Genomic DNA, 21,802 nt, shown 5'->3' with positions numbered 1-21,802 from the left:
TTTAATCTGCAACAAACGGCCTGTAAATATTTACAGGACGCTTGTTGTTTGCTATTTCAAATACATATTATATACGGCCTTAAGATGATGAAGGCTGATTTCAATTGGCTTGGTTGGCAGATAAATTTTGCGCCCTGCCAATCAATTCCACCAATTCTTGGCGCAAACCAAACTCATCCTTGCCTTTAGCCTCTTTCGCCCATGTAGACGCATCCGACCATGTGCGTTTGCCCACCATGTCACCGCCACGCAACAATTGTCCATAAGTGGCCACCGCAATGGTAAAACGGGTGTCGTTGCTGGCTTGTGCTAAGGCTTTGCTGCTCACGAGTACAGGACGGCTTAGCAACACGCTGGTGGATTTTCCCACTGGTTTGTAACGCACATTCACATGGGCATATTCTGCTTTATCGCCTTGGGATGGCGCAGGGTTTTGATAGCGCGAAGTATTGAGCCAACCTTTGACGCCTTGTGGCACAAACTCATACAAAGCCGTCACCGTATGCCCTGCACCAATGTCACCTGCATCTTTGTTGTCATTATTAAAATCTTCTTGCTTGAGCAAACGGTTTTCATAACCAATCAAGCGGTATTGTGACACCGTGGCAGGATTGAATTCCACTTGAATTTTGACATCAGATGCCACTGTCGACAAAGTCGAGGTCAACTGCTGTTGCAACACTTTTTTGGCCTCTTTTTCATTGTCAATATAAGCGTAATTGCCATCACCAGCATCGGCCATTTGTTCCATCAAATGCTCATTGTAATTGCCCGTACCAAAACCCAAAGTGGTCAAAGACACGCCACTTTTACGCTGCTGCTCGACACGGCTTTTTAAGGTATTAAAATCCACCGTACCCACATTAAAGTCGCCATCTGTCATCATCAAAATGCGATTGATGCCGTCTTTAATATGGTGTTTTTGCGCTTGTTTGTACGCCACCTCCATCGCGTCCGCTCCAGCCGTACTGCCACTGGCACGCAATTGGTCTATCGCTTTGAGCAAGTCGTTTTTATCCCGACCATTGGCACCACTGATGTGAACTTGTGTGCCACTGGCATACGCCACCAAAGTCACTTTGTCTTGCGGTCGCAATTGCTCGGTCAACAAACGCAAAGTTTGCTTCACCAACGGCAATTTGTTGTTGTCATCCATTGAGCCTGACACATCGACCAAAAATACCAAATTGGCAGGCGGCATGGCTTCTTTTTTCTGCTCTTGTGCTTGCATCACGATGCGCAACACTTTAGCGTCCTGTAACCAAGGCGAATCCACCACTTCCGTTTCCAACGCAAAAGGATGTGGTTTGTGTGCCGTCAATTTGGCATCCAATGGAAAATAATTGATCAATTCTTCCATTCGCACAGCATCTTTTGGCGGCAATTGTCCTTGGTTTAAAAAACGCCGCACATTGGCATAAGAACCTGTGTCCACATCGGCACTGAAAGTGGAAATGGGCTCGCGACTGACCTCTTTAACAGGATTGTCTACCAATTCACCATAACGTTCGGTGTCTTGAACCGATGCGGTTGCCACTTCTGGCATATAAGGTGCGGCAGCAGCATGAATCGCTTGTGGTGCCAAGTTACGAGCCATGGTTTCAGATTGCGCTGATGTGGATAGCTGATGTGCAGGGTTGCCACCACAACCACTTAATAACGCACTGACCACCAAAAACGATGATATTTTGATATGCATGCTGCCACTCCTTTAAATTTAAAAAGGTGATTGGGATATGTGTTGTATAGAATATAAACCTTAAAAGCCACATCTCCAATGATTTCACGGTCATTTCACCCAAATTTCAAAACCCAAAGCTCACACAACAACACAGACAAATTGGATGACAACGGTTAAAATAGCAAATGTGTTGTCGGTGCTTTGAATTGTGCCACCTAATCCCCATCTATCCAGCCTTAATAGCAATAAGCCACCTTATGTCATTTGATTTGAAACAAACCCTCAGCCGCGACCGTCATTTTTTACAGCAAGCTTGTAAACACCCTGAAAAATTTGGTGGACAAGCCGCAGTAGAACAAAAATACGCACGGTCGCACGAACGCTTTTTGGCACGTCTCGCCACTTTGCCTAAGCCAAGTTATACGGGAAATTTGCCCGTACATGACAAATTGGACGACATCAAAGCCGCCATTGCTAAGCATCAAGTGGTGATTGTGGCAGGTGAAACGGGTTCAGGCAAAACCACACAATTGCCAAAAATTTGTTTGCAATTGGGTCGTGGCGTGGCAGGTTTGATTGGTCACACGCAACCGCGTCGTTTGGCTGCGCGTGCAGTGGCAGAACGCATTGCTGAAGAATTGGGTTCGGAAATTGGCCAAGCAGTCGGTTACAAAGTGCGTTTTAACGACAAAACCCGTCCTGAAAGCCACATCAAATTGATGACCGACGGCATTATGCTCGCCGAAACCCAAACCGATCGCTACTTGACCCAGTATGACACTATCATCATTGACGAAGCGCACGAACGCAGCCTCAACATTGATTTTTTGCTCGGCTATTTGAAAAATTTGTTGCCGCGCCGCCCTGATTTGAAAATCATCATCACCTCAGCCACCATCGATTCAGAACGCTTTGCCGAACACTTTGCCATCAACGGTAAAAAAGCCCCTGTGATTGAGGTTTCAGGCCGCACATTCCCGATTGAAATGCGTTACAGGCCGCTGGGCGACGATGCCAACGAAGACGAAGAAGACATGACGCTGATGGATGGCATTGTCGATGCGGTGGACGAATTGTGCCGTTTGGGAGATGGCGACATTTTGGTGTTTTTAGCAGGTGAAAAAGACATCCGCGAAGCAGCCGAAGCCTTGCGCAAAGGCAATCGCCGCAACTTAGATGTATTGCCTTTGTTTGCACGTTTGTCTGCGCAAGAGCAACACCAAATTTTCCATCCCAACGGTCAACGTCGTCGGGTGATTTTAGCCACCAATATCGCTGAAACATCGCTCACTGTACCGGGCATCCGCTTTGTGGTCGACACAGGTTTGGCAAGGGTCAAACGCTATTCAGCGCGCGCCAAAGTTGAACAATTGCATGTGGAAAAAATTTCTCAAGCGGCCGCACGCCAACGTGCAGGACGCTGTGGACGGGTTGCCGCAGGTGTGGCGATACGCTTATATTCTGAAGAAGATTTCAATACCCGTTCTGAATATACCGATCCGGAAATTCTGCGCTCCAATTTGGCAGCGGTGATTTTGCGCATGGTCAGCTTGAATTTGGGCGATGTGGCAGCGTTTCCATTTTTGCAAGCGCCCGATCAACGTTATATTAACGATGGTTTTCAGGTGTTATTGGAATTGGGTGCAGTGGGTGAAAACAACCGCTTGACCAAGTTGGGCGAACAAATGGCAAAACTGCCTGTCGACCCCAAAATCGCACGCATGATGCTTGCAGCCAAACGCCTCAATTGTATGCCGGAAATGCTGATTATTGTGTCGGCTTTGTCGATACAAGACCCACGCGAACGCCCGTTTGAAGCCCGTGAAGCGGCAGATAAAATGCACGAACGCTTCAAAGACAAAGAATCCGATTTTTTATCGTATTTGTATTTGTGGGAATTTTTCCAAAGCACGCGTGCACAAAAATCTTACAAGCAAACCATGCAAATTTTGCAGCAACACTTTTTGAGTGTGCCACGCATGCGTGAATGGCGTGAACTGCACCAACAATTACAACAAACTGCCCGTGATTTGGATTTATTGCCCAAAGAAATGGTGCACAGCGATAAAACCATTAACATTCAGGCCGCTCCTGACAGAAGTCACAAACCTGCTTATAAAACCAATAAAAATGAACATGCAGTCGACGCCAAAACGCAACACAAAATGTTGCAACACGGCGGCGCGGAAGCCAGTTATGACCAAATCCACCGTGCTTTGCTCACAGGTTTGATTGCGCAAGTGGGTTTGAAATCGCCTGAAAGCCACGAGTATCAAGGCGCGCGTGGCAGCCGTTTTCATTTGTTCCCAGCCTCCAATTTGTTCAAAGCCAAACCAAAATGGGTGATGGCGGCGGAATTGACCGAAACGACCAAGCTGTATGCGCGTGATGTGGCGAAAATCAATCCAGAATGGATCGAAATCGAAGCGCCACATTTGGTCAAAAAACACTATTTTGAGCCTCATTGGTCCAAAGAGCGTGGCGAAGTGTTGGCCTCCGAACGCGTGACTTTGTACGGTTTGACTGTGTTGCCGCGCCGTTTGGTCAGCTACGGGCGTATCGCACCACAAGAAGCGCGTGAATTGTTCATTCGAGGTGCTTTGGTGGCGCAAGACGCGAACTTTCAGGACGCTTTTTTCAAACACAATGCCAAACTTATCAAAGACATTGCCGATTTGGAGCACAAATCACGCCGCCAAGACGTGTTGGTGGACGATGAAGTGTTGTTTGATTTTTATGAGCAACACATTCCTGAAACATATGTCAGCGGCAAAAAAACGTATCCCATTGTCGATGCCGCCTCTTTTCATGCATGGCTCAAACAATATGGCGATGAGCAAAGTTTGTATTTAAGCCGTGATGATTTGATGCAGCATTCCGCTTCTCACATTACCGATGCGCAATTTCCCAAAACCTACAAAACTGCGGACGGCGCATTCAAATTGACTTATCGCTTTGAGCCGCACCATATTTTGGACGGCGTGACCATGACGGTACCTTTGCCTGTACTCAATCGTTTGGATGCGGTGCAATTGGAATGGTTGGTTGCAGGTTTGATACGTGAAAAATTGCAATTATTGATTAAGGCTTTGCCTAAGCAAGTGCGACGCGTGTGCGTGCCTGTGCCTGATTTTATCACCCGCTTTTTGGCACGAGAACCGAATCAAAACGAAGCAATTTTGCCGCAATTGGCACAATTTATCGTGCGTGAGGCGGGCGATGTGCGTATTTTAGAACAAATTGATTTTGATGCGTGGGCACAAACTGAATTACCAAACCATTGTTATTTCAATATTCGCGTGATTGACGATGGCGGGCAAGAATTGGGCATAGGTCGAGATTGGCTCGCTTTGCAACAAAAACTCGGTCACGCCGCTGCAATCACTTTTAGCGACAACGCCAACGAATTTGAAAAAGAACATATCACCAATTGGACCATTGGCAAACTACCCGATTCGATTAAATTTGCCCGTGGCAAACAACAATTGACCGGCTTTTTAGGCTTGCAAATACAAAGCGATGCCAGCATTGCCTTGAAATTGTTCGACACCGCTTTGGCTGCCGAACAAGCGCATTTTGATGGTGTGATTGCATTGATGAGCCGCCAATTAAAAGAACATATCAAAGATTTGAACAAAGGTTTGGCCTCGTTCACGCAAGTGGCGATGTTGCTCAAACATTTGGGTGTGGATGCTTTGCGTGAAGACATCACTCGCGCTGTTTGCCAACGGGCGTTTATTGGCGATGATGATTTGCCGCGGGACGAAAAAGATTTCAAAGAGCAAATCAAACGCGCGCGCAGCCGTTTGCCTGCGGTAAAAGAGGCTTTGAACCAATATTTGTTGGATGTGGCACAAGAATATGCGCCCTTAATACAACGTTTGCAAAAACACCCTTTGAAACATGTTTTGCAAACGCAATTAAACAGCTTGATTTACGATGGTTTTGCCAGCCAAACGCCTTGGAGCCAATGGCCACATTTGGCGCGCTATTTGAAAGCCATGAATTTGCGCATGGACAAATACAGCGCCAATATGGCGCGCGATGCCGAGCGTGAGCGGGATATTCAAGCCTTAACCCAACAATGGCAACAACATCTGGATGCGTTAAAGCGCAACAATCAAGACATCAACCCTGCATTGCAACAATTCCGTTGGCACATCGAAGAATTGCGTGTGTCTTTGTTCGCCCAAGAACTGAAAACGCCTTATCCTGTGTCGGTGAAGCGTTTGCAAAAACTGTGGAGCGAATTAACGCGCGTGGTGAAATAAGCGTCCTGTAAACTTCAATTGACTCATTCATTTGGGTTTGAAAGATAAACAAGCGTCCTGTAAAGGGTTTACAGGACGCTTGATTTTATTGGGTACGGTATTTGTTTTTAATGTCTGCGGCGACTTTGTCGATATCGGTAAACAAAGTGCCTGCGGAAATGGCAAGGGCTTCTAATTGTTTGATGATAGTAACTTTGCTATCTTTTGGAATGTGAATGGTGACTTTTTTACCGTTTTGTCGATACAGATAATCTACAGGAATATTAGGCGTGGTCAATTTATTATGCATCCGACTGCCCACACCAAATATGAAAAATGCACCACTTTGGCGGATGATGTGTGGATTGTCTTGCTTGGGTTTGACACAAATCACTTTACTTAAGTCATTCGGTTGCATTAAATCACCATTAAAATAAGGCTTTTCAGATTGAATAAAATGTTGATACTTTAAAAACCTTGCCTTTTGTTTAGCATAATTAAACAAGCCATTAGAGTCTTGCGTAAGGTAAAAACCTTTAATAAACTCATTAATCTCATTTAAAAATTGAAAAAAATCATCACCGCTGCGACTGATTGCTTTTTCTAAAAATTGTGAGATTTGCCTTTGATAACATTCAAGAAAATTAATGTATTCATCAGGAATATATTCTCCATATGAATCATTTAATATCGATTTTTCTTCATCAATACGCGACTCAATTCTGTATTGGATTTTACTTAAACAAGACACTAATTGACCCATCTCTATCTGGTCAAAATCCTGTCGCTTGCTTAAAATTTTTATCTCTAAAAAAAATTTCATTTCCTCCAAATCAAAATCACTCGGCATTTTCACCAAATTCGCCAACATCGCCACTGTATCGCTGTCATGGCGTTTGATTGCAGAATTGTCAATTTTAAAAATATCTACCTTAGCATCCGCATTCACTTTTTCATCATCAGCACACGCAAAATACAACGCCACCAATGGATTTTCTGTAATGTCCAATAAGCGTGTTGGCACGCCGTAATGTTGCATCATGACCAAGTTGTCAAACGTGTTGTCACAATGCTTGAAATCATCAGAACAACGGGACAGCATGTCATAGTAAATGTGGTCTTCATTTGAAATGAATTTTTCATCACGGTAAATAGACGGAATATTTTCCCATGATGCATCGCCACTGCCTCGAAAACACAAGGTTTCAGAAGCTTGAATGTCTAATTTTTCCAAATACTTCATATAGTCAGAAACACTTTTAACTTCTTCTATATGAATATATTGATTGTCTTCTTGCATGGTGAATGATTTCCCTCTATTTTGACTGCATTCAGTATATTGTCATTTTTTATCTTGTACCAACTCAATCAACCAAGCGTCCTGTAAAGATTTGCTAGATACTTTAAAAGCTTCAGATTCATAACCAATAAAAACACTTTAGCCCTCTAAAACCAAAGCAAAAAATGCTATAATGTTCGGTTTCCCCTAGGACAGAAACGTCACGCCATGACCGACTACATCCGCATACGCGGCGCACGCACGCACAACTTAAAAAACATCGACTTGGACATTCCACGCCACCAATTGGTGGTCATCACAGGCTTATCGGGCAGTGGCAAGTCCTCACTGGCGTTTGATACTTTGTATGCCGAAGGCCAACGCCGCTATGTCGAGAGTTTGTCGTCTTATGCGCGTCAGTTTTTGCAAATGATGGACAAACCCGATGTGGACTTGATTGAAGGCCTCTCGCCTGCAATCTCCATCGAACAAAAATCCACTTCGCACAATCCACGCTCGACTGTTGGTACTGTCACCGAAATCCACGACTATTTGCGCTTGTTGTTTGCTCGTGTTGGCACACCACATTGTCCTGAGCATGATATCGCCTTGTCTAGCCAAACCGTTTCGCAAATGGTCGACAGTATTTTGGCATTGCCTGAAGACACCAAAATCATGTTGTTGGCACCTGCGGTTTCAGGACGCAAAGGCGAATTTGTCGAACTGTTCAATGATTTGCGCGTGCAAGGCTTCACGCGTGTGCGCATTGATGGCACCACTTATTCTTTAGACGATGAATTGCCCGTCCTGAATAAAAATCAAAAACACCATATTGATGTGGTGATAGACCGCATCAAAGTGCGTCCTGATATGCAACAACGCTTGGCTGAAAGCATCGAAACAGCATTGCGCCATGGTAGCGATCGGGTATTGGCTTTGGAAATGGACACCGATGTTGAACATTGGTTTTCAGCGCAATTTGCTTGTCCGAAATGTGCTTACAGCTTGATGGAGTTGGAGCCACGCTTATTCAGTTTCAATAATCCTGTTGGTGCCTGCCCCACTTGTGATGGCTTAGGGACAATGATGTATTTCGATGAAGAGGCAGTGGTCATTCATCCGGAATTGTCTTTGGCAGCAGGTGCTATCAAAGGTTGGGACAAACGCAATCAGTTTTACCATCAAATGATTGTGTCTTTGGCCAAGCATTATGATTTTGACATCAATACACCTTGGGAAGATTTGCCTAAAACCACCCAAAAAGCGGTGTTATATGGCTCAGGAAAAGAAGTCATTGAATTCAAATATTTAAATGACAAAGGCACAACATTCAACCGCAGCCACGCTTTTGAAGGCGTGATTCCCAATTTAGAACGCCGTTACCGTGAAACCGATTCGCAAACGGTGCGTGAAGAATTGGCCAAATACCAAAGCTTCCGCGCTTGTACCACTTGTGGCGGCGCACGTTTGCGCAAAGAAGCCCGCTTTGTGTATGTCGGTGGCGAAAATTTACACCATATCAGCGCATGGCCTTTGAGCAAAACTTTGGATTTTTTCCAAAACTTGGATTTGGGCGGCAACAAACAGCAAATTGCCGAAAAAGTCTTGAAGGAAATCACCGAACGCTTAGGCTTTTTAATCAATGTCGGCTTGAATTATTTGTCACTCGCCCGCTCTGCTGAAACCTTATCAGGCGGCGAAGCGCAGCGCATTCGCTTGGCCAGCCAAATCGGTTCGGGTTTAACTGGCGTGATGTACGTCTTGGATGAGCCGTCTATTGGTTTGCACCAACGTGACAACGACCGTTTGCTTGGCACGCTCAAACATTTGCGTGATTTGGGCAACAGTGTGATTGTGGTCGAACATGACGAAGATGCCATTCGTGCGGCCGATTATGTGGTGGATATGGGTCCTGGCGCAGGTGAATTGGGCGGCGCGGTACTGATTGCCGATACACCTGAAAAAATCGCCGCATGCGAGCAATCGATTACAGGACGCTATTTAAGCGGCAAAGAAGCGATTTACATTCCGGCACAGCGCACGCCCAAAGATGCAGAACGCATGTTGGTATTGAAAGGTGCTTCGGGCAACAACTTAAAAGATGTGACTTTGGAATTGCCCTTAGGTTTGATGACGTGCATCACTGGCGTGTCAGGCAGCGGCAAATCGACTTTGATCAACGATACTTTGGCCAAAATCGCCGCGCGTGATTTGAACCGTGCCACCAAAGACGAGCCATCGCCTTATACCGAGATTCAAGGCTTGGAGCAATTGGACAAAGTCATCAATGTCGACCAAAGCCCAATTGGACGCACGCCCCGCTCCAACCCTGCAACCTATACAGGTGTATTCACACCGATTCGTGAATTGTTTGCAGGCGTGCCTGTTTCACGTGAACGCGGTTACAACGTCGGTCGCTTCTCGTTCAACGTCAAAGGCGGCCGCTGCGAAGCGTGTCAAGGCGATGGCGTTTTAAAAGTAGAGATGCATTTCTTGCCCGATGTGTATGTACCGTGTGAGGTTTGCCACGGCAAACGCTACAACCGTGAAACTTTGGAAATTTTGTACAAAGGCAAAAACATTCACCAAGTATTGGAAATGACGGTTGCCGAAGCGCATGCTTTTTTTGAAGCCGTTCCCACCTTATCACGCAAATTACAAACTTTGATGGATGTGGGTTTGAGTTATGTGCGTTTGGGTCAAAGCGCGACCACATTATCAGGCGGTGAAGCGCAACGGGTGAAATTGGCATTGGAATTGTCCAAACGCGATACAGGCCGCACTTTGTACATTTTGGATGAACCAACCACAGGTTTGCATTTTGCCGACATCGCTTTATTGCTAGAAGTTATCACACGCTTAAAAGGCAAAGGCAACAGCATCGTCATCATCGAACACAATTTAGATGTCATCAAAACCGCCGATTACATCATTGATTTGGGTCCTGAAGGTGGCGATGGTGGCGGACGCATCATTGCCCAAGGCACACCTGAAGACGTCGCAGCAACGGCGGGCTCTTACACAGGGCAATATTTGTCCCAAGTTTTGGCCAACAGCCAAACTGCTGCTGTGTAAATATCAGACGTAAAAAAACGCACCTTATGGTGCGTTTTTTATGTCCTGAAAGCGGCCTGAAACTTTATTCAACCGCTTGAGCGTACAAATCTGCTTCCACTTGAATAAACACATCTGCAATCACGCCATAAGCCTTGCCCCACGCGTCCAAAATGTCATCGGTTGCGGCATCGCCCAATACTTCTTTAATCGCACCCAACAATTCTTGACCGACAATCGGATAATGCGCTGCTGCCACGCCTGCTTGACAATGTTTGACTGCAATTTTTTTGACCGCAGGCAAAATAGCTGGCAAATTTTCAATGTTTTGCGCTGCCGCCAATACCGTCATCGCCAAAGCCTTAGGCTGCTCCAAAGATTCTTGGCGACCCATATCAAACAAAGGACGTACTTCAGGGTGTTTGGCAAACAAGTTTTTATAAAAAGTCGTGGTAATGGTAACGCCATGCTCCTTCAATACAGGAACAGTGGCTTTGATGATGTTAATGGTTTGCTGGTCTAACATGAGGGTCTTCCTTAAGTTCATTATTATGGTTTTGCCATACATCAGTATGGTGTAGCAGCACTTATTATAATCTTTATTGCCTCTTAAAACTTAATCCACATCAAAACTCAAATACTTTTAACCCCAGCGTCCTGTAAGCTTTTTCACATTGAATTTAATGGCTGAAACTATTTATGTTGCTGCTATAAAAAACGCCCTTAATGGGCGTTTTGACATCATGCTCACAATGACCATTTATTGAGTGGCGCCATCCACCAAAAACTCACTTGGAAACACAGCGGCCTGAAACACCGCAGGTCGCTCTTGGTCTTGCCAAGTAATGGTCATGCGCTGCTCTTGTTGCAAACGCAATGACAAAGCCACTGTATCGGCAGGCGATTGCAACTTCCATGTGTGTTCGGTCGCTTGAACAGGATAAGTTTGAGGTTTCTCATCACCCAATTGAACGGTAATGCGACATTCGGTTTGCTCTGCCGCACAAACTGTCGTTTGATGCTCCAAAGGCATCAAAGCCAAGCTGCCATCTTGTTGCCATACCCACAACCATTGCGGCTCATGCTGTTGCTCAGTCAAATACAAAGCTTGTGGCGTGCGATGCCATTGCGCCTCGGTTTGTAATTCTTTCAGCCCGATAGCTTGCCAAGACGCAGGTGTCACCAAACCCAATAATGGCGATGTGAACGCATACCACAACGCAGCCAGCACAACAATCAATCCTAACAAATACCAACGCCCTACTTTTCGTGGTTTGGCCGCTTGCGCATTGACAGGACGCTCCAACACCGCTTGCGATGGTGTTTGGCGTGAAGTTGCTGCCGTTTGCATAAAGACATCAGGCTGTTTTTGACGCAGTTTGCTGTCATAACGCTGACGCATATCCGTATTGAGCAACCACACCTCTGCCTTATCCAATACCTCCACAGGTATTTGGTTTTGCAAGCGTTTGAGCTTAATCATGGTTGCGATGGTTTCAGTTGGTGCATACACACCCACGCCCAATAAATGATAAAAATTAACCAACTTGCCGCCCTTATCCGTCACCTATATACAATACGCATGACGAATATAACATTGAAACGTTCCCATCGGCAGTTATTCGTGTCAACAAACCAGCTGAGTCACAACATTTTGAAACCATTTATACACACTATCAATTTTTTAAAATGAAAATTATTATCATCTGTATTAGAATAATGTCCTCTTTTGATTCCCAAACAAGTTTGTCCGACCATGTCCCGTTTCTCTACTTCTTTGCGCCCCATCGCATTTTTAATTTTAGGCTTAAGCACTTCTGTTTATGCAAACGATGCCGCCTCTGACAACGATACCGATTTAGGTGCTATCACTGTCACGGCCAATCAATCGCCTTCACAAATCAACAGCGATAAAGTCAGCGTGCGCCAAGCCGACAGCATTCGTGATGTATTGCGTGACATTCCCGGTGTTTACGTCGGTGGCACCAACAACATGAACCAGCAAATCCAAGTGCGCGGCGTTGGCGAAACAGGTTTGAATATCACCGTCGATGGCGCGCGCCAATTGGGCACCATTTTCCATCACAATGGCCGCACCTTAATTGATACCGATTTGATCAAACGTGTGAACGTGGATGTTGGCAGTCATTCGGTGTCTGCGGGCATGGGTGCTTTGGGCGGGGCGGTACAATTTACCACCGTCAGCGCTGAAGATTTATTGAACAATGAAGAACGCTTTGGCGGCAAAGTCAAATCCAGCTACGCCACCAATAATAACCAATGGCAAAACTCAGTCATGCTCTTTGGTCGCCCAACAGACAACACCGACGTATTGGGTTATGTCAACTACAAATCGATGAATTTGGGTGAATCAGGCGACAACCGTCCTTTAGGCGGCGATGGCGAAGAAATCGATTATTTGATTAAAGCGGGCTGGAACATCACGCCTGAACAAAAAATCACGGTGTCAGCCGAACGCAATGATTTGAGCGGCCTGTATCCTGCGCGCATGGAATTTCCACACAATGATTTGAACAGCAATCAATTCAACCCTTTGATTGATCAAGAATACACCCGCGACACCCAAACCTTGGGCTATGCTTACAATCCAGCTGCCAACGAATGGATCGATTTGGAAGCGAAGATTTATCGCACCAAAATCCAATTGAATAACGGTAAAGATGCCCAAAAATACGTTGGCGTGAGTGCTTTAAATTGGTTGTCCAAATTGGAAATTGAAACCGTTGGCGGCACCTTGACCAACACATCGGTTTTCGATACAGGCTCAGTCAATCACAACATGCGTGTCGGTTATGAGTTTTTTGACACTGAAAACCAAAAACAAGATGCTTACACGGGCAAAATCAGCCAAGGCGAAAGCGGACGCTTGCATTCTGTGTATGTCGAAGACCGTTTGAATGTGGGCAATTTCAGCGTGACACCGGGTTTGCGTTACGACCATTACCGTTTAGAAAACCCTGTGAGCGGCTCTCGTGACTATGACAATGTCAGCAAAGCATTGGAAATTGCTTACCAATTTGACAACGGCCTGAAAGCTTACGCTTCTTACACCGACTTGTTCCGCGCACCTGACACAATGAACGCCATGTTCTTGTCTTATGCCAACAACACCGATTTGAACACTTTGGAAGCGGAAAAAGGCAAAAACAAAGAAATCGGCTTGTCATACAGCAAAAGCCAATTATTGGGTGACGACGATTTGAGTTTGCAGGTGAAATACTTCCAAGCCAACTACGACAACATCATCTCGGTTTCAGGTCCACGCAACAGCTTAGACCGCAAAAATATCGGCTCAGGCGACATCACAGGTTTTGAAGCGAGCGCACGTTACCGTTACGAAAACTGGCGCACAAGTGTTGGTTTTAGCAAATCTGACATTGATTTGTATGATGGCATTTCTGCCAACAACACCGCCATTGGCCGCGACATGGGTGCCAAATGGAATGTGTCTTTGGCATATGACTGGATTGGCACAGGCATCAGCGCACAATGGGATTCAACCTTCCAACGCCGTTACACCAGCTACAATGCAGAAAAACCCGGTTACGGCATCAGCGACATCAGCGTGCATTGGAAACCACAAAGCGGCAGCTTCAAAGGCTTGGAAACAAGCTTGGGTGTGTACAATGTGTTTGACAAATTCTATGTCTCACAAAGCGCACGCCAACAAGACCCTTTGAATCCATTGACCGACTATGAAATGGGTCGCAATATCAAAGCCACCGTGTCTTATCGCTTTTAAGTAAGCCACAATGTTTACAGGACGCTTCAAGCGTCCTGTAAACATTGAAACAATACTGATTTGATTTATTTCTTGTCTAGGCTAAGCGGCAAAGCTGCGCTATAATGAGAACGATTATTAATTAGAAACCAGCCCTATCCACGCAGCGACCATTGAGCCCAATACAAGGCTTTGATATTCAGATTGTTTTCATTATCTGTTATTGCCCCGCTCAATGTTCACGCACAGTTCGGGTTCATCTATTGAGGCTATCTTGATTTTCACTGCGATTCATTTGCCCACATTAGCGGCTTGGTACAAGTCGAGTTAAGGGCAAACCATGTTGAAACTGCGTTTTTTACTTCCGCTTACCTTCTTACTTGGCATAACATCCATTTTCATTGGTGTGGGCAATGTCAGCTTATCGGGTTTGCTGGCGGGGCGGCCTGAAGATTGGCTTTTATTCACCCAAAGCCGCTTGCCACGCTTATTGTCCATTCTCATTGCAGGCGCAAGCTTAAGCGTTTCTGGTTTGATTTTACAAAGTTTAAGCCGCAACCGCTTTGTCTCGCCCACCACCGCAGGCTTAGAAGATTCGGCAAGGTTCGGTGTCTTACTCGCCTTAATTATGTTACCCGCTGCCACAGGCTGGTTGCAAACATCTTTGGCAATCGCCACTACCTTCGTCGGTGCTTTGATTTTCATGGCCATTTTAAACACCTTAAAACACCGTGATACAGTTTTTGTGCCTTTGGTTGGCATGATGTTTGGTAACATCATCAGCGCTATTACGGTATTTTTTGCCTTGCAATTTGATTTGCTGCAAAACATCAATGCTTGGCTACAAGGCGACTTTTCCAGCGTTTTGAGCGGTCGCTACGAAACCTTGTTTTTAAGCGTACCTGCTTTGATTTTTGCTTATTTGTATGCACAACGTTTTGTACTGGCAGGTATGGGCGAAGACTTTGCGACCAATTTGGGTTTGAATTACAAACGCACACTCAATTTGGGTTTGGCATTGGTGTCCATTGTCACCGCAGTGGTCATCGTCACAGTCGGCTCCATTCCGTTTTTGGGCTTGATTGTTCCCAATTTGGTGGCTTTGTATTTGGGCGATAATTTGAAGCTGACTTTGCCGCATACAGCGGTGGTGGGTGCTTTGTTGGTATTGGTGTGTGACATCATTGGTCGGGTGGTGATTTATCCCTATGAAATTTCAGTCAGCTTGATGATGGGCGTGATTGGCAGCGCTGTATTCTTAGCCATGTTACTCAAGAGGTACCGTCATGGCGGAATCTAAACGTTTAATCGGCTTGCTCATACTCACCGCTGTGGTTTTAGCAGGCTATTTCTTCTGGAACAACACACAAATGACGCCATTTGTGGTGCAATTGCGCCTCAAAACCATCGCAGCCATGGTCATCACTGGCATGGCTTTGGGCGTGGCAACATTATTGTTTCATGCCGTTTCCAATAATCGCATTGTCACACCGTCATCGCTAGGCTTGGAATTTTTATACGTCTTGGCCAAAACCGCTTTTGTGTTCTTTTTTGGTGCCAGCGCCTTAATGAGTATGAATGTGGTCGCACAATTTGTGTTTGGCTGTTTGACTTTGGTAGGCTTTGCCTTGCTCTTATACCAAATGTTCTTCAAAGAAGGCAAAGAGAACGTCTTTTTCTTGTTATTGGTCGGCATGATTTGCATGTCGCTGTTTTCCAGCAGCAATATGTTTTTAGGCATGTTGATGGATCCAAGCGAATTTCAAATTGCGCAAGACGCAGGTTTTGCCAGTTTCAATCGTGTGGATACCACTGTTTTGACTTTGGCAGCGGCCATCGTCATTCCCATTACGCTATACAGTTTCAGCTTATCACGACAACTCGATGTGCTAACTTTAGGTCGTGATACTGCCATCAACTTAGGCATTGCTTACGAATCATTCAGCAAAAAAGTGATGATTTTGATGGCCATCTTGCTGGCTACTGCGACGTCGTTGGTAGGGCCTATGTTCTTTTTTGGCTTATTAGTCTTGAATTTAACATTACAATGGCTGCCCACTTTTCGCCATCGCATCTTATTTCCCGCCATGATTTTGGTCAGCGTGTGCGTGTTGGCAGTCGGTCAAAGCATCGTGTTTCACGGCTTGAATTTAAAAACTGAGTTGGATGTCATCATCAATTTTGTCGGTGGCGTGTATTTCTTCTGGTTGCTTTTAAAAGCGAATAAACAATGGCAATAGACATTTCCCATTTAAACAAACGCTACGGCGACAAAACCGTGGTTGACGATGTCAGCCTGTCCATTCCCAAAGGCAAGGTAACATCATTTATTGGCCCCAATGGTGCGGGCAAATCTACCGTATTGGGCATGATGAGTCGCTTGCTCAGCGCCGATTCGGGCAAAATTTTGCTCGATGGTGCCGACATCAGCCACATTCACAGCCGTGAGATTGCCCGCAAATTGGCGATTTTAAAACAAAGTAATCATGTGGGTTTGCGTTTGACGGTGGAAGATTTGGTGGCGTTTGGTCGTTTTCCCTATTCTCAAGGCATCCTGAATGCCGAAGACAAGCGTTTCATTGATGAGGCGATTGCTTATATGGATTTGGGTGAATTGCGCACACGTTATTTGAATGAATTGTCTGGCGGCCAACGCCAACGCGCGTTCATTGCGATGGTATTGGCACAAGACACAGAATACATCTTGCTCGATGAACCTTTAAACAATTTGGACATGAAACACTCAGCGCAAATCATGCGCGTGTTGCATCAATTGTGCCGTGACAAAGGCAAAACCGTGGTAGTGGTGATTCACGACATCAATTTTGCCTCCGTTTATTCCGACCACATTTTCGCCATGCAACAAGGCCGTTTGGTCTTTTCAGGCACCTCAGAACAATTGATGAGCAGCGAACAATTGGAAGCCATTTTTGGCTTTCACATGCCTGTGCATCAAATCGACGAACACCGTTTGGGTTTGTATTTTATTGCTTAACAAAGGATTGAATAAATGAAACGCTTGATTCCTGCTTTATTGGCAGCCACAGTCGCTGTCGCTTTGAGTGCTTGCGGCGGCAACACCGAACAAACTGCGAATACTACTGCAGCAGCTTCTGCACCAGCAACCGCCAGCAACACGGCATCCGCACAGCAAATTCAATTGCAAGGTAAATTGGGTACAACGCTTGTGCCTGCCAACGTAGCACGCATCGCCGCATTGGATTACACCACCATCGACACATTGATGGCTTTGGGCGCTACCGACAAAATCATCGGTTTGCCATTGGCATCGAATGTACCATCGAGCTTGGACAGCTTTAAAAATGGCAAATACATCGATTTTGGTGCGGTCAACAACATCAATTTGGAAACTTTGGCATCCAACCAACCTGAATTGATTATCAGCGCTGACCGTTTGGAAAAACAAAACGACAGCTTCAAACAAATTGCCCCAACCTACCAATACCACATCGATACGGCCAATTACTGGCCTAGCTTCAAAGAGCAAACTTTGAATATTGCTAAAGTGGTTGGCAAAACAGCAGAAGCAGAACAAAAATTGCAAACTTTAGAGACTCAAGTTTCTGAAATTGCCGCCAAAACCCAAGGCAAAACCGCTTTGATTGTGTTGGTCAACAACGACAAATTAATGGCTTTTGGTGCAGGTTCTCGCTTTGGTTTGATTCATGAAAAAATGGGTTTCACACCTGTTGACCCTAGCATCAAAGTCGGCACCCACGGCCAAAGCATTTCTTATGAATTCATCACCGAAAAAAATCCTGACTACTTATTCGTGTTAGACCGTGCTGCATCTGTAACAGGTAAAACAGGCGGCGCAGAAGCGGCGATGAACAATGACATCATCAAACAAAGCAAAGCGTTTAAAGACGGTAAAATCGTGTATTTGAATACCAACAATTGGTATTTGATGAACGGCGGTTTGAATGCAATGCAAGAAATGATTGTTGAAGTGCAAAACGTGGTGAAATAATTCACTGTTTTGCAGCAAAAAAAGCGTCCTGTAAATATTTACAGGACGCTTTTTTAAGACCATTTTACAAAGAACTAAGCGGCAATAGAGGTGGCACAATAGTGATTCCCATCCACACGCTGGAAAATATCATCCCCCAAACCACTGTCTACACACAAATTCAAACACTCTATGCCTTTTGCTTGCAACAACACTGCCGCCAAAGCAAAAGAAGGTTCAATCACTGTTTTGAAATCCGCATCCAATTTGGTGGGCAAACGGTTGTGTTCGGTTTCATAAAAACGGGGCTGATGAAAATGTTTCATGTCCACGCCTGCCAAAAAAACCCGCCGATAAGCCATCGCCGCAGCCCATTGCAACGCGGGATACACCACCGTCCCACCACCCACAAAGCCACGTTGTATATCCAAACCAAAACCAATCGCAGTATGTGCTTGCCAATACAATTGTTCAGGATGAAGCAAACTGTCTTGGTACAACATCTCAGCACTGGGCTTAGCTTGGTAAACCGGCTTTTGTCTTTCTTCCAAAATACATATTTGCGCCTTAACACCATCACGCCCAAGCAACTCATACACTTTATTCAAACAAAATACAGTGGTGATGAACACCACTTCAGGCCGCTGTAAAATCGGCTGCATCAAAGCCATTTGATCTTGGACAAAACCTTGATCAATCACCATATAATAATGACATTGAATGTGTGGCCGTCCATCCAGCAAACTCACCGCCCCATTGACCATCAACACATCCACATCAACCAACATATCCCAATTGATTTTCAATGCAGATAAACCGCTGCCCACAATGACCAACTCCCGCTGCTGCCGAGTTTGCAATGTCTGCCAAGAAATTTGTTCCACCACTTGTCCCAAACAAGAAATCTCGCACAAACGCCCTTGCTCATCGCGTTGGATGTCCACATAACGCCAAATTTTATCGTTGTGGTGCCATTCCGATGGATGCCAATAACGATACCAACGTTTGCTCAAAGAACGGATATTGATGATATTGTTCATGGTTGTTCCTCTGCAAAACCCTGATGAGCGGCCTGTAAATGCTTAAGTCGCTTGCTTTAAACCTTCAAAGCCATCTTCCAAAATGGTCTGAATCTGAATCTCACCTACCAACAATTTGTGCACAGGACACGATTCAGCCACTTTGAACAAACGTGCTTTTTGTGCCTCGTCCAAATTGCCAGTAATATGCAGCTGACGCACAATCAAACGGGCTTGCTTAGGCTGCGTTTTATCGGCTTCTACCAAACTCAAATCCACTTGCACATCTTGTACATCCCAACCTTTGTGCTCGGCATACATTTTCAGAGTCACCGCCGTACACGAACCCAATGCCGACAACAATATTTCCATCGGGCTCGGTGCTGTATTGCCACCACCTAAATTCTCAGGCTCATCCACCCACCATTGATGTTGACCATTGCTCAATTGCACGCGATACGCTTCTTGCAATAATTGTGCTTGGACGGAATGTGTCATGTTTTTCTCCCTCATTATGGGTTTAGAATGTGTACACCATAATTTCCATATCCTAGATAAGTCAAGTCAAGGTGTTTTAAGCGGTATTTTATCCATCTCAAATTGATATAAACACCACAAAAAAGCGTCCTGTAAACTTTACAGGACGCTTAAAATCATTTGCAATATCAAACTCGAGCATCAAGCCTAAACGATGTCATCGTCAACGAACCCATCACCGCTTTGTCATTAAAGAAACTCAATTCATCATTCGCTTCTTGCAAACCCAAAGCGTATAGCATCGGATAATAATGGTCTGGTGTCGGAATCGCCAAACGCACCGCCTCGCCCAAATTTTGCCAATTAGCTAGGCGTTCATACTCACGCTGCACAATCAAATCTTTGAACACATCGTTCGCTTCCCAAGCCCAATCAAAACCAAAAGCCTCATCCAATTGTGCGGTGCGGCTCATCATGCGCAAGTTGTGCACCATATTGCCACTGGCAACAATCAATACGCCTTTGCGACGCAAAGCCGCCAATTGCTTACCCAAAGCAATGTGATAAGCGCCATTTTGGCTATAATCAATGCTCAATTGCACCACAGGCACATCCGCCTCAGGAAACACATGCGTCAACACACTCCAAGTCCCATGGTCCAAACCCCATTCCATGTCTTCGTGCACTTTTGTCAGACTGATGTTTTGAATGGTTGCTTGTACCAAACCGGCATGTCCTAAAGCAGGATATTGCATGTCAAACAATGCTTTCGGAAAACCACCAAAATCATGAATGGTTTGCGGCTGATTCATCGCGGTAACAGCGGTGCCGCCTTGTGTCAGCCAATGCGCTGAAATGGCCAAAATCGCAGCAGGCTTAGGCAAATTGGCACCAATTTGTCGCCATTGACGTGTAAATTCATTCAATTCCAACGCATTCATCGGCGTACCATGACCAAAGAAAAACACAGGCATGGTTTCGGTATCAGGTAAATGGCGACCCATTTGGTATAAATCATGTAAGTTGTTCATGTCAGTGTCTTTCATCAATCATGGAATGTCTTCATTTTAAAACAAGCATGCCCAATAAAACAGACACCATACAGCGACAAATCGTTTCCAACTAAGAAACCATTAACCCCTTCTTTGACTGACAGGCGATAAAAAGCAGACTCTGTTCATCACAATCTGCTTCAAAAATATCTTATCAATGACTCAATGCATTTGACTTAAACGAGTGGGATACCAATCAGGTACCCCAGCCTCACCAAACCAATCTTGTGCACGCAACACATTGGCACTCAAACCCAAGCTGCCATCATAATAAGCATAAGCCAAACGCAATTGTGCCGCACGGAACGATTGTGCCGCACTTTTTTCATACCATGCCAAAGCCTGCTGCACATCCACACCCACACCCAAACCATGCTCATACGCCATACCTAATTTATATTGCGCTTGGGCATCGCCATATTGAGCATAACGTTGCTGGTGCAAAAACAATGTTTGATTGTCCACATTCGCCTCACCACGGTAAAAATTATTTGGATTGAGCACGCTGCGATCATTGCGCTCAGGCACAGCAGCCACTTCTCCAAACCATTCGGAAATATTGGGAAGTTTCACCGCAGGCGAAGACATGATTAAAATATAACTGACACACATGAGCAAAAACCCGTGATTTAAATGCACAACACTGTCCTAAAAATACAAAAAAGCGCCTGTTAGCGCTTTTTATAAATAAATTAATATTAATATCTAAATTAAATGCATTATAACCCTATTTAATTGAAAATTCAGCCATAAATTAAAAAATCTTGATAAAATCAATCGTAATCATTTTAATAGACAATCAAATTTTTCACATTGACACTGAGTATTTAAGCTTGCAGCATGGTATTTTGGTCAGGCGGCTAACCATTTTAAGACACAAGAGGTTTTGTATGAAATTCACTTCTGTATGGTTCATTGGTGCTTTGATGACAATCAGCGCAGTAGCGTATACCCAACCCACTTACGACCCCGAATGCTATGCCAAAGCCCAATATGCTCAAGATGCGCAAAGATGTAACCAAATCCGACACCAACATTTTGACCGTATCCTCAACCAAAGCTACCAAGCCTTGCTAAAAAAACAATCCAAAACAGGCCAAAAATCCTTGCGCCAAATACAACGTGCTTGGTTACAAGAGCGCGATGACGTTTGCCATGAATTGGTCGCCAAGGCGGTGGTCAGTGCAGGTCAAATTGGTGATGCGTGTTTTGCTGATTGGACCGAAGAACGCGCGCTCACCATGCGTGTATGGTTGCAAAAAAACAAGCGTTTTTAAA

16 protein-coding genes are annotated in these 21,802 nt (G+C 45.1%); 8 read left to right on the top strand and 8 right to left on the bottom strand.

The genetic code is table 11. The annotated features are described in order from the left end of the window. Window positions 1-100: 100 nt before the first annotated feature. Window positions 101-1,699: a vWA domain-containing protein gene (locus ADP71_RS04775; RefSeq protein WP_019959065.1), complete on the bottom strand. Its 1,599-nt coding sequence runs from the start codon at window positions 1,697-1,699 to the stop codon at window positions 101-103. A 239-nt stretch (window positions 1,700-1,938) separates the two neighbouring features. Between ADP71_RS04775 and hrpA the strand changes: the two genes are divergently transcribed. Next, window positions 1,939-5,952, top strand: coding sequence for an ATP-dependent RNA helicase HrpA (hrpA, locus tag ADP71_RS04770; protein WP_171460932.1), 4,014 nt, complete (start codon window positions 1,939-1,941; stop codon window positions 5,950-5,952). Between the two features lie 85 nt (window positions 5,953-6,037). On the opposite strand, the gene ADP71_RS04765 is transcribed toward hrpA, so the two are convergent. Next, window positions 6,038-7,174, bottom strand: a complete 1,137-nt coding sequence (locus ADP71_RS04765; RefSeq protein WP_237343054.1) for an FRG domain-containing protein — start codon at window positions 7,172-7,174, stop codon at window positions 6,038-6,040. 264 nt (window positions 7,175-7,438) lie between these two features. On the opposite strand from ADP71_RS04765, the gene uvrA reads away from it, so the two are divergent. After that, window positions 7,439-10,285 carry an excinuclease ABC subunit UvrA gene (gene uvrA / locus ADP71_RS04760; protein ID WP_171460930.1) on the top strand — a complete coding sequence of 949 codons (2,847 nt, stop codon included), beginning with the start codon at window positions 7,439-7,441 and terminating at the stop codon, window positions 10,283-10,285. 64 nt (window positions 10,286-10,349) lie between these two features. Here uvrA and vhb read toward each other — a convergent pair whose 3' ends face one another. Together vhb and ADP71_RS04750 are read right to left on the bottom strand one after the other, a co-directional pair. After that, window positions 10,350-10,790, bottom strand: coding sequence for a hemoglobin Vhb (gene vhb / locus ADP71_RS04755; RefSeq protein ID WP_019959060.1), 441 nt, complete (start codon window positions 10,788-10,790; stop codon window positions 10,350-10,352). A gap of 234 nt (window positions 10,791-11,024) precedes the next feature. Next, entirely contained in the window at window positions 11,025-11,810 is a 786-nt protein-coding gene (locus tag ADP71_RS04750; protein ID WP_104931611.1) for a hypothetical protein, read from the bottom strand. A 210-nt stretch (window positions 11,811-12,020) separates the two neighbouring features. Between ADP71_RS04750 and ADP71_RS04745 the strand changes: the two genes are divergently transcribed. The 5 genes from ADP71_RS04745 (at window position 12,021) to ADP71_RS04725 (ending at window position 17,997) form a co-directional block, all read left to right on the top strand. Next, on the top strand, window positions 12,021-14,027 hold the full coding sequence (locus tag ADP71_RS04745; RefSeq protein ID WP_171460929.1) for a TonB-dependent receptor domain-containing protein: 2,007 nt from the start codon (window positions 12,021-12,023) through the stop codon (window positions 14,025-14,027). 319 nt (window positions 14,028-14,346) lie between these two features. After that, complete coding sequence (locus ADP71_RS04740) at window positions 14,347-15,306, top strand: ABC transporter permease (protein WP_019959057.1); 960 nt, start codon at window positions 14,347-14,349, stop codon at window positions 15,304-15,306. After that, window positions 15,293-16,246, top strand: a complete 954-nt coding sequence (locus ADP71_RS04735; RefSeq protein ID WP_019959056.1) for an iron chelate uptake ABC transporter family permease subunit — start codon at window positions 15,293-15,295, stop codon at window positions 16,244-16,246. Before ADP71_RS04740 ends, ADP71_RS04735 begins: the two co-directional genes overlap by 14 nt. Continuing rightward, a complete protein-coding gene (locus ADP71_RS04730; RefSeq protein WP_019959055.1) occupies window positions 16,237-17,001 on the top strand; it encodes an iron ABC transporter ATP-binding protein in 765 nt (254 codons plus the stop codon). The genes ADP71_RS04735 and ADP71_RS04730 overlap by 10 nt, the downstream gene beginning before the upstream one ends. Window positions 17,002-17,016: 15 nt before the next feature. Then, window positions 17,017-17,997, top strand: a complete 981-nt coding sequence (locus ADP71_RS04725; protein WP_019959054.1) for a siderophore ABC transporter substrate-binding protein — start codon at window positions 17,017-17,019, stop codon at window positions 17,995-17,997. Between the two features lie 74 nt (window positions 17,998-18,071). Here ADP71_RS04725 and ADP71_RS04720 read toward each other — a convergent pair whose 3' ends face one another. From ADP71_RS04720 to ADP71_RS04705, 4 genes are all read right to left on the bottom strand, one after another. Further along, window positions 18,072-19,016: a hypothetical protein gene (locus tag ADP71_RS04720; protein WP_019959053.1), complete on the bottom strand. Its 945-nt coding sequence runs from the start codon at window positions 19,014-19,016 to the stop codon at window positions 18,072-18,074. 42 nt (window positions 19,017-19,058) lie between these two features. Then, window positions 19,059-19,493 carry an OsmC family protein gene (locus ADP71_RS04715; RefSeq protein WP_104931607.1) on the bottom strand — a complete coding sequence of 145 codons (435 nt, stop codon included), beginning with the start codon at window positions 19,491-19,493 and terminating at the stop codon, window positions 19,059-19,061. A gap of 167 nt (window positions 19,494-19,660) precedes the next feature. After that, window positions 19,661-20,503: a 4,5-DOPA dioxygenase extradiol gene (gene ygiD / locus ADP71_RS04710; protein WP_237343043.1), complete on the bottom strand. Its 843-nt coding sequence runs from the start codon at window positions 20,501-20,503 to the stop codon at window positions 19,661-19,663. Between the two features lie 183 nt (window positions 20,504-20,686). Further along, complete coding sequence (locus ADP71_RS04705; RefSeq protein ID WP_104931605.1) at window positions 20,687-21,136, bottom strand: tetratricopeptide repeat protein; 450 nt, start codon at window positions 21,134-21,136, stop codon at window positions 20,687-20,689. Window positions 21,137-21,414: 278 nt separating this feature from the next. Between ADP71_RS04705 and ADP71_RS04700 the strand changes: the two genes are divergently transcribed. After that, window positions 21,415-21,801 (top strand): lysozyme inhibitor LprI family protein, encoded by a 387-nt coding sequence (locus ADP71_RS04700; protein ID WP_019959049.1) that lies wholly within the window; start codon window positions 21,415-21,417, stop codon window positions 21,799-21,801. The last annotated feature ends 1 nt before the right edge of the window (window position 21,802 follow it).

It is taken from the genome of Vitreoscilla sp. C1 (assembly GCF_002951955.2).
Taxonomy (GTDB): domain Bacteria; phylum Pseudomonadota; class Gammaproteobacteria; order Burkholderiales; family Neisseriaceae; genus Vitreoscilla; species Vitreoscilla stercoraria.
This window is presented reverse-complemented; position numbering and strand designations above follow the sequence as displayed.

What these genes read in the sequence shown, in the direction of transcription:
- ADP71_RS04730 (WP_019959055.1), top strand. Translation starts at nt 16,237, where the DNA reads ATGGCAATAGACATTTCCCATTTAAACAAACGCTACGGCGACAAAACC.
- vhb (WP_019959060.1), bottom strand. Translation starts at nt 10,790, where the DNA reads ATGTTAGACCAGCAAACCATTAACATCATCAAAGCCACTGTTCCTGTA.
- ADP71_RS04700 (WP_019959049.1), top strand. Translation starts at nt 21,415, where the DNA reads ATGAAATTCACTTCTGTATGGTTCATTGGTGCTTTGATGACAATCAGC.
- ADP71_RS04765 (WP_237343054.1), bottom strand. Translation starts at nt 7,174, where the DNA reads ATGAAGTATTTGGAAAAATTAGACATTCAAGCTTCTGAAACCTTGTGT.
- ADP71_RS04715 (WP_104931607.1), bottom strand. Translation starts at nt 19,493, where the DNA reads ATGACACATTCCGTCCAAGCACAATTATTGCAAGAAGCGTATCGCGTG.
- ADP71_RS04735 (WP_019959056.1), top strand. Translation starts at nt 15,293, where the DNA reads ATGGCGGAATCTAAACGTTTAATCGGCTTGCTCATACTCACCGCTGTG.
- hrpA (WP_171460932.1), top strand. Translation starts at nt 1,939, where the DNA reads ATGTCATTTGATTTGAAACAAACCCTCAGCCGCGACCGTCATTTTTTA.
- ADP71_RS04705 (WP_104931605.1), bottom strand. Translation starts at nt 21,136, where the DNA reads ATGTGTGTCAGTTATATTTTAATCATGTCTTCGCCTGCGGTGAAACTT.
- ADP71_RS04740 (WP_019959057.1), top strand. Translation starts at nt 14,347, where the DNA reads ATGTTGAAACTGCGTTTTTTACTTCCGCTTACCTTCTTACTTGGCATA.
- uvrA (WP_171460930.1), top strand. Translation starts at nt 7,439, where the DNA reads ATGACCGACTACATCCGCATACGCGGCGCACGCACGCACAACTTAAAA.
- ADP71_RS04725 (WP_019959054.1), top strand. Translation starts at nt 17,017, where the DNA reads ATGAAACGCTTGATTCCTGCTTTATTGGCAGCCACAGTCGCTGTCGCT.
- ADP71_RS04745 (WP_171460929.1), top strand. Translation starts at nt 12,021, where the DNA reads ATGTCCCGTTTCTCTACTTCTTTGCGCCCCATCGCATTTTTAATTTTA.
- ADP71_RS04720 (WP_019959053.1), bottom strand. Translation starts at nt 19,016, where the DNA reads ATGAACAATATCATCAATATCCGTTCTTTGAGCAAACGTTGGTATCGT.
- ADP71_RS04775 (WP_019959065.1), bottom strand. Translation starts at nt 1,699, where the DNA reads ATGCATATCAAAATATCATCGTTTTTGGTGGTCAGTGCGTTATTAAGT.
- ygiD (WP_237343043.1), bottom strand. Translation starts at nt 20,503, where the DNA reads ATGAACAACTTACATGATTTATACCAAATGGGTCGCCATTTACCTGAT.